6 protein-coding genes and 1 pseudogene are annotated in these 7,245 nt (G+C 39.4%); 6 read left to right on the forward strand and 1 reads right to left on the reverse strand.

The features are described 5' to 3' along the window. Positions 1 to 299 precede the first annotated feature (299 nt). Entirely contained in the window at positions 300 to 2,876 is a 2,577-nt protein-coding gene (gene mutS, locus AC1DSB_RS11675) for a DNA mismatch repair protein MutS (RefSeq protein ID WP_477531792.1), read from the forward strand. Positions 2,877 to 2,900: 24 nt separating this feature from the next. Next, the gene (mutL, locus tag AC1DSB_RS11680) at positions 2,901 to 4,700 is read left to right on the forward strand and encodes a DNA mismatch repair endonuclease MutL (protein ID WP_477586764.1); all 1,800 of its coding nucleotides are present in this window, start codon (positions 2,901 to 2,903) and stop codon (positions 4,698 to 4,700) included. Positions 4,701 to 4,899: 199 nt separating this feature from the next. Here the strand turns inward: mutL and AC1DSB_RS11685 are convergent, their stop codons facing one another. Beyond that, positions 4,900 to 5,178, reverse strand: a complete 279-nt coding sequence (locus AC1DSB_RS11685; protein WP_477531793.1) for a hypothetical protein — start codon at positions 5,176 to 5,178, stop codon at positions 4,900 to 4,902. Between the two features lie 319 nt (positions 5,179 to 5,497). Between AC1DSB_RS11685 and AC1DSB_RS11690 the strand changes: the two genes are divergently transcribed. The 4 genes and pseudogenes from AC1DSB_RS11690 to AC1DSB_RS11705 all read left to right on the forward strand — a co-directional run. Next, positions 5,498 to 5,668 (forward strand): Fe3+ hydroxamate ABC transporter substrate-binding protein, encoded by a 171-nt coding sequence (locus AC1DSB_RS11690; protein ID WP_477531794.1) that lies wholly within the window; start codon positions 5,498 to 5,500, stop codon positions 5,666 to 5,668. Between the two features lie 513 nt (positions 5,669 to 6,181). Beyond that, complete coding sequence (locus AC1DSB_RS11695; RefSeq protein WP_342541793.1) at positions 6,182 to 6,502, forward strand: PadR family transcriptional regulator; 321 nt, start codon at positions 6,182 to 6,184, stop codon at positions 6,500 to 6,502. A gap of 66 nt (positions 6,503 to 6,568) precedes the next feature. Further along, positions 6,569 to 6,922 carry a DUF1048 domain-containing protein gene (locus AC1DSB_RS11700; RefSeq protein ID WP_477531795.1) on the forward strand — a complete coding sequence of 118 codons (354 nt, stop codon included), beginning with the start codon at positions 6,569 to 6,571 and terminating at the stop codon, positions 6,920 to 6,922. Between the two features lie 124 nt (positions 6,923 to 7,046). After that, positions 7,047 to 7,172: pseudogene (locus AC1DSB_RS11705) on the forward strand (PadR family transcriptional regulator); the annotation flags it as partial. Between the last annotated feature and the right edge of the window lie 73 nt (positions 7,173 to 7,245).

Genomic DNA, 7,245 nt, shown 5'->3' on the forward strand with positions numbered 1-7,245 from the left:
CCTTTGGACTTCATCTACTTTCCGATGAACATAAGAAATAAAACATTAGCGAGGTGACGCAGTCCCTTTGGACTTCATCTACTTTCCGATGAACATAAGAAATAAAACATTAGCGAGGTGACGCAGTCACTTCGCTATTAATTTTAAATTCACAACTTGGTTGCAGTTTTTAGAGATTGCCGATAATTTTTTCTTCACTTTATACATATGCACGTTCCTTTGTAAGATCATGGTTGTTTAACCACTGTGAAAGTTAAGTTATAATGAAAGAATCGCTAGTATTTGAAAGAGGTTTTGACATGAACACCTATACACCTATGATTCAACAATACTTACAAGTTAAATCCGAATATACAGACGCCTTTTTGTTTTTCCGATTGGGCGATTTTTATGAATTATTTTTCGATGATGCCATCAATGCATCACAAATACTTGAAATCACACTGACGAGTCGTGATGGAGGAAGTAAAGACCGCATTCCTATGTGTGGTGTGCCACATCACGCAGCGCAAAATTATATAGAAACACTCATTCAAAAAGGTCACCGCGTGGCAATTTGTGAGCAAACGGAAGATCCTAAACAAGCAAAAGGAGTCGTTAAGCGTGAAGTTGTTCGTTTAATTACACCTGGTACGATTATTGAAGGTAAAAATATGGATGGCAAAAGCAATCATTTTATCGCTTCGGCAGAAGAACTGGATGAAAATCGCTTTGCTTATGCTTATTTGGATTTATCGACAGGCGAAGGTACTAGCGCGATACTAACAGGTACTGAAAAGAATTTAATTCAAGAATTGCAAACGTTATCCATCCGGGAACTCGTTGTACCTGAGCAACTGTTTGTGCTACTGTCAGATTTGGCTGACGTGCATTCCATTTTACTATCCATCGAAGAGACCCAACTCGAAGCACAAGCTGATGAATCCTTTACGGAACATAATCCAGTCGAGGTGCGTGGAGCTTGTCGACGATTGGTGAACTATTTACACCGCACACAAAAACGTTCACTTGAGCATATTCAAGCATTCCAATTCCAGGAACGCGAGGAGCTTTTGACGATAGATTTTCATTCCAAACGCAATTTAGAGCTGGTTCAATCCATTCGTGGTGGTGATCAAAAAGGTTCACTATACTGGTTGCTCGATGAAACAATGACCGCTATGGGTGGACGCAAATTAAAGCAGTGGTTGCATCAACCTTTAGCAAATCGTATGAAAATTGAAGAGCGCTTGGAAATCGTCACTGAAATGCTGGAAGCCTATTTCTCCCGAGCGGATATTCGAGAAAGCTTAAAAGAAGTATATGATTTGGAACGTTTGATTGGTCGCATTTCTTTTGGCACTGCTAGTGGCCGGGACTTAAGTCAATTAAGACAATCGATTCTTCAAATTCCATTGATTAAAACCCAATTGATTGAAAGTGGTAAACCTGCGCTTAAAAAAGCGGCTGACCAGTTAGATGAGTGTGAAGAGCTTTTGAGTTTGCTGCAAGAAGCAATCGCCGATCATCCACCTCTTTCAGTTAAAGAAGGGGATATCATCCGTGACGGTTTTCACGAACGCTTGGACGAGCTCCGCTATGCGAAGAAGAACGGCAAAGACTGGATTGCTGCTCTCGAGTTGAAGGAACGGGAACGGACTGGCATCAAAGGGCTTAAAATAGGCTATAACCGTATCTTTGGGTATTTCATTGAAATCACAAAATCAAATATTCACTTGGCTGATATGGCACGCTACGAAAGAAAACAAACGTTAGCTAATGCGGAACGATATATTACGGATGAACTGAAAGAAAAAGAGTCTTTGATTTTAACAGCAGAAGAAGAAAGTTTAGCATTGGAGTATTCTCTTTTCGTCGACATACGTGAACAAGTGAAACAATACATTCCACAAGTTCAGCAACTGGCAGCCAAGGTAAGTGAACTGGATGTATTTACGAGTTTTGCTGAAGTGTCTGACCAATATCGACTGACTAAACCAAAGTTTCATGACGGTTTGGAACTGAATATCGTTAACGGACGTCATCCTGTAGTTGAAAAAATGATGAACAAACAGCATTATGTACCGAATGATTGTGCCCTGACATCCGAAGAGAATATGTTGCTCATTACAGGACCCAATATGTCGGGTAAAAGTACATTCATGCGACAAGTGGCTATTACGGTCATTATGGGGCAAATGGGTTGCTACGTGCCGGCAGAACAAGCATTGCTGCCTGTGACCGATCAAATTTTTACACGTATTGGTGCAGCGGATGATTTAGCAGCTGGTCAAAGTACCTTCATGGTCGAAATGCTGGAATCCACATACGCAATAACGCATGCGACTGAACGCAGCCTCTTGCTGTTCGATGAAATTGGTAGGGGTACGTCCACTTACGATGGGATGGCTCTCGCTCAAGCAATGATGGAATACATTCATCATGAAATTCGTGCAAATACCTTATTTTCAACACACTACCATGAATTAACGCAGCTCGAAAAACAGCTGGATAAATTAGGCAATGTTCATGTAGCTGCGGTCGAGCAGAGTGGCAAAGTGGTCTTTTTACACAAAGTGAAAAATGGTCCAGCTGATAAGAGTTACGGGATCCATGTGGCGGAACTGGCTCAGTTACCTGAACCGATTCTTGCTAGGGCAAGAGACATTCTTCAAGAGCTTGAAACTGGTAAGGAACATAATCTTAAAGATACACAGTCTTCTGTAAATGAACAATTAACATTCTTCCAAGAAACGAAGAAAGATGCTGAGAATATTTCAAAAGAACCTCAGCAAGAGGATGTCCTGACAACCATAAGAGATTTGGATATTTCCGGAACAACACCGATGAAGGCACTTCAGTTCTTATATGAATTGCAACAAAAAATCGGTAAATAAACGATTCAGAAAGGAGCGGACCCTATGGGACAAATACGATTAATGGACGAACCTTTATCAAATAAAATCGCTGCGGGAGAAGTGGTGGAACGACCTGCTTCCGTCGTGAAAGATCTCGTTGAGAACGCAATTGATGCTGGCAGCACTTCCATTGATGTGTATTTGGAAGAAGCGGGACTGCAGACCATTCAAATAACGGATAACGGAAGCGGGATGGATGGAGAGGATGCAATTCTTTCATTCTCACGACATGCGACGAGCAAAATCTCAAATGAACATGATCTGTTCCGAATTCGAACACTCGGATTCCGTGGAGAAGCACTGGCCAGTATTTCATCGGTATCCAAAGTTTCTTTATGGACTTCAGACGGTGTTTCCACAGGGACAAGCATCGAGATAGAAGGGGGTCACTTAAAAAAACAACAGGCAGGCGCACTTCGTAAAGGTACAGATATCAAAGTGTCGCAGTTGTTTTTTAATACTCCGGCCCGTTTGAAATATATGAAAACGATCCAGACGGAACTTGGGCATATCATTGATTTACTTAATCGACTTGCACTATGCTATCCGTCTATCGCTTTTAAACTGACACATGGAGAACAAGTGCTTCTTCATACAAATGGTCGGGGTGATTTGCAACAAGTCGTTGCAGCTATTTATGGCATGGCCATCGCAAAAAAAATGATTCCTTTTGAAGGGGAATCAGCAGATTACCGAATCCATGGCTATGCGTCATTACCGGAAATCACACGCGCTTCGAAAAATTACCTGACTCTATTTGTCAATGGACGTTGGGTAAAACATTATAGTGTCCAGCAATCAATCGTCAATGCTTACCACACGTTTTTGCCGATTGAACGCTTTCCACTGGTTATCCTTCATATAGAAGGCGATCCATATTTAACAGATGTTAACGTTCATCCTTCGAAACAACAAATTCGTTTGAGCAAAGAAAAAGAGTTGCAACAGTTGGTCGAGGAAACGATTCGGAAGAGTTTGAGATCCGTTATGCGGGCACCTGAAATTGCAGAAAAACCGAAAAAGATGGTTGCGCCAAGCGAACAAATGGATTTGTGGAAATCAAGACCAACACCAACACCAACAACATCTGCTCCATTCCAGCCGATGCAGACTTTCAATAAAAGTCCAGAATCGTTAATGGTGAAAGAGCAGATGGAACCGGTCCAATCTTCACCTGAGCCATCAATCGACCATCTGGTACCAGTATCGTCCAAGGAACCTTTTCCGGAGTTGGATATCGTCGGACAAATCCACGGAACGTATATCGTAGCCCAAAGTGCTGATGGTTTTTACTTAATCGATCAACATGCGGCACAGGAACGGATTAAATATGAATTTTTCCGTGAGAAGGTAGGAGATGTGCAGTCGAATGAAAGACAATCTCTGCTCATCCCTCTGTCCATGCATTATTCTGCTGACGAAGCACTTCGATTAAAAGAATCGGCAAATGAACTTGAAGAAGTTGGGATTTTTCTCGAAGAGTTCGGCCCGACAACGTTTATTGTGCGGGAGTACCCCGTATGGTTTCCGAAAGGGTTCGAAGAAGAGATTGTAAAAGAACTCGTTGAACAAGTACTGACAACCCGTAAAACGGACATCAAGAAATTACGCGAAGATGCAGCCATTATGATGAGTTGCAAACGTTCCAYTAAAGCCAATCACTATTTGACGAGAGAAGATATGGTCAAACTGATGGAAGATCTTAAACATGCCGAGCATCCATTTACATGTCCGCACGGCCGCCCTGTAATTGTTCATTTCTCCACATACGAAATTGAAAAAATGTTCAAACGCGTTATGTAGTGATATAGATCGATTTACAAATGATATTGTTTAAACGAACACTAAATAATGAAGAATCAGAAAGCGACCGAATTTACATATTCGGTCGCTTTTTAAATGAGAATATTAAAAGAAAAGGTTTATCTATCGTGAATTAATAACAGGTTTACACCACGACAAATTCTTGGAGCTCATTTATTACTACTGCGTTTTCTCAATGCTAATCTTTCTTTGTTGTGTATAGGATGGATGTGTTTTTACCTCTTAACGCTCGGGTACCTATTTCTGCAAATTCACTAGCGAGTTCTGCTCTAATACGATCTGGTGCAATTTTTTGATGAGTGGATGTGTTTAAAACTTTCAACGCTTTGGAACCTATTTCTGCAAATTCACTAGCTGTTTCTTCTTTGATAAGACTTTGTGGGATTTTTAAGCTTTTTGGCGTTTGAGGTAAACTGTTTTTGTTATTACTTGTAGCTTTATTATCATCTCTGCCCACATTCCATCTTCCTTTCTTAATTTAGTTTCGTATTAGTTTGTCTTTCGAAGTCATATTCATGTAAACGAATTCTAAAAATTATTTTCCGGTTTTTTTACACTTTTAAAAAACATTTTACAAAGGACAAGTTTGGAAAAAATCGATAATTCAGAGTCCTTTTGGAAAAGTGTAAAAAATTATACCGAATAAATAATTATTATGTGGAATCAAACGGGTGCTTTAGTTAAAGATACGAGGCAGGTTAGTTGTTGAAACTTTTATAAAAGTTATTCGTAAAGATATAAAGAGGAATTAACATTACTTAGAGGTGATTTAGTTTATGTGGGAAAAACCCAAATGTACTATTTGTGATAAAGAGATTAAGGAAGACGACGTTGTTTTTGTGAAAATGCGTTATCCTAAGCGAAAAGGTTTTACTGAAATAAAAGCATATTTAAGCAACGAAGGTAGGTTCATTTGTGAAGATTGTTTTAACAATAAATCCTACTAAATACTTTTTAACAAAAGGATGCTTTAGTTGAATAAGGACTACTAAAAAATGCTCAAACTTTTTAAAAAAAACGAAATAACTAATAATCATTTTGATCAATCTTTTTTCAAAATGGCTTCTTTCTATCGTGAAATATGGGTTTGCGAAGTGTTTTTAATCAAACTTTTTTTGAAAGAAGCATAGGAGGAAGTAAAAGCTCTATAAAGAAAATCGGCTGTATCCAATGGGGATAACTGGTTTTATAAATATTTTGAAAATCCAGTTGACAGCCCATCTACTACGTGTTACGATATACCTGTAGTAGGTCATACTGGATACCGACATCACTGAATAGTGAGGTTGCAAAAATATTATTAAGGAAAATAGTTGACACCTCCGCTACTCGGTGTTACGATATACATGTAATAAGCAATACTGAATAGCGTGATTTCGCAAAAGCTATTCAGTAAAAATCTCCCCTTAGTACTAAGTTATACTGAATATAAGTCAGACGAAATAGAGGAGGAACTGAACATGGAAAATTTAACTGAAATGCTGAAGGGTTCGCTGGAAGGCTGCGTGCTGGAAATCATCAGCCGCCATGAAACCTATGGCTACGAGATTACCCGCCGCCTGAACGATCTTGGGTTTACTGAAGTCGTGGAAGGGACGGTCTACACCATCCTCGTGCGATTAGAAAAGAAAAAACTGGTGAGCATAGAAAAAAAACCGTCAGATATGGGACCGCCCCGCAAGTTTTACTCACTTAATGAGTCTGGCCGCCAGGAACTTGAATTGTTTTGGAAAAAATGGGATTTTGTATCATCAAAAATCAACGTCTTAAAGTCAATATAGCTTCATAAGATATTTCGTACGATATGAGTGTCTTGTTCAGCTTTATAAAAAAGGAGGAAAAATAACATGATGGAAATGTTCAAAAAAATGATTGGTGATAAAAAAGAATACAAGATGATGATGGCACGGGTTGAAGTCCTGCCAGAGGACTACCAGTTTGTATTTAAGAAAATTCAAAACTACATGTGGAATTTCTCAGCGGGCAGCGGGATGGATATGCTGCACATACAGTATGAATTAATCGAGTTGTTCGAAGCCGGCGCGGCGGATGGCAGACAAGTGCTGGAAATCACTGGGGACGACGTGGCATCCTTTGCCGACGAACTAGTGGCAAATGCTAAAACCTATGTCGCCAAGTATCGTGAAGATTTGAATCAGAGTATCATGAAGCGATTGGGAAAAAATAAATTCAATAGATAATACCGACTGAATAGCTGGTTACAAATGTTTGAATTACCACCTTCGCTATTCAGTTATATTTTCACCCGGTAATAAGTTATACAGATTATCAGTCAGACTAAATAGAAGAGTATAGGTAATCTAGCCGTCAGATATGGGGCTGTCCCGCAAGTTTTACTCACTTAATTAGTCTGGCCGACAGGAACTTGAATTGTTTTGGGAAAAATGGGATTTTGTATCATCAAAAATCAACGTCTTAAAGTCAATCTAGCTTCATAAGATATTCCGTACAATATTTTTGGAGTGTCTTGTTCAGCTTTATAAAAAAGGAGGAAAAATAACAT

Source organism: Paenisporosarcina sp. P4_E4_2 (genome assembly GCF_056401595.1).

Coding starts and splice junctions, on each gene's coding strand:
- mutS (WP_477531792.1), top strand. CDS start 300: ATGAACACCTATACACCTATGATTCAACAATACTTACAAGTTAAATCC.
- AC1DSB_RS11690 (WP_477531794.1), top strand. CDS start 5,498: ATGTGGGAAAAACCCAAATGTACTATTTGTGATAAAGAGATTAAGGAA.
- AC1DSB_RS11695 (WP_342541793.1), top strand. CDS start 6,182: ATGGAAAATTTAACTGAAATGCTGAAGGGTTCGCTGGAAGGCTGCGTG.
- AC1DSB_RS11700 (WP_477531795.1), top strand. CDS start 6,569: ATGATGGAAATGTTCAAAAAAATGATTGGTGATAAAAAAGAATACAAG.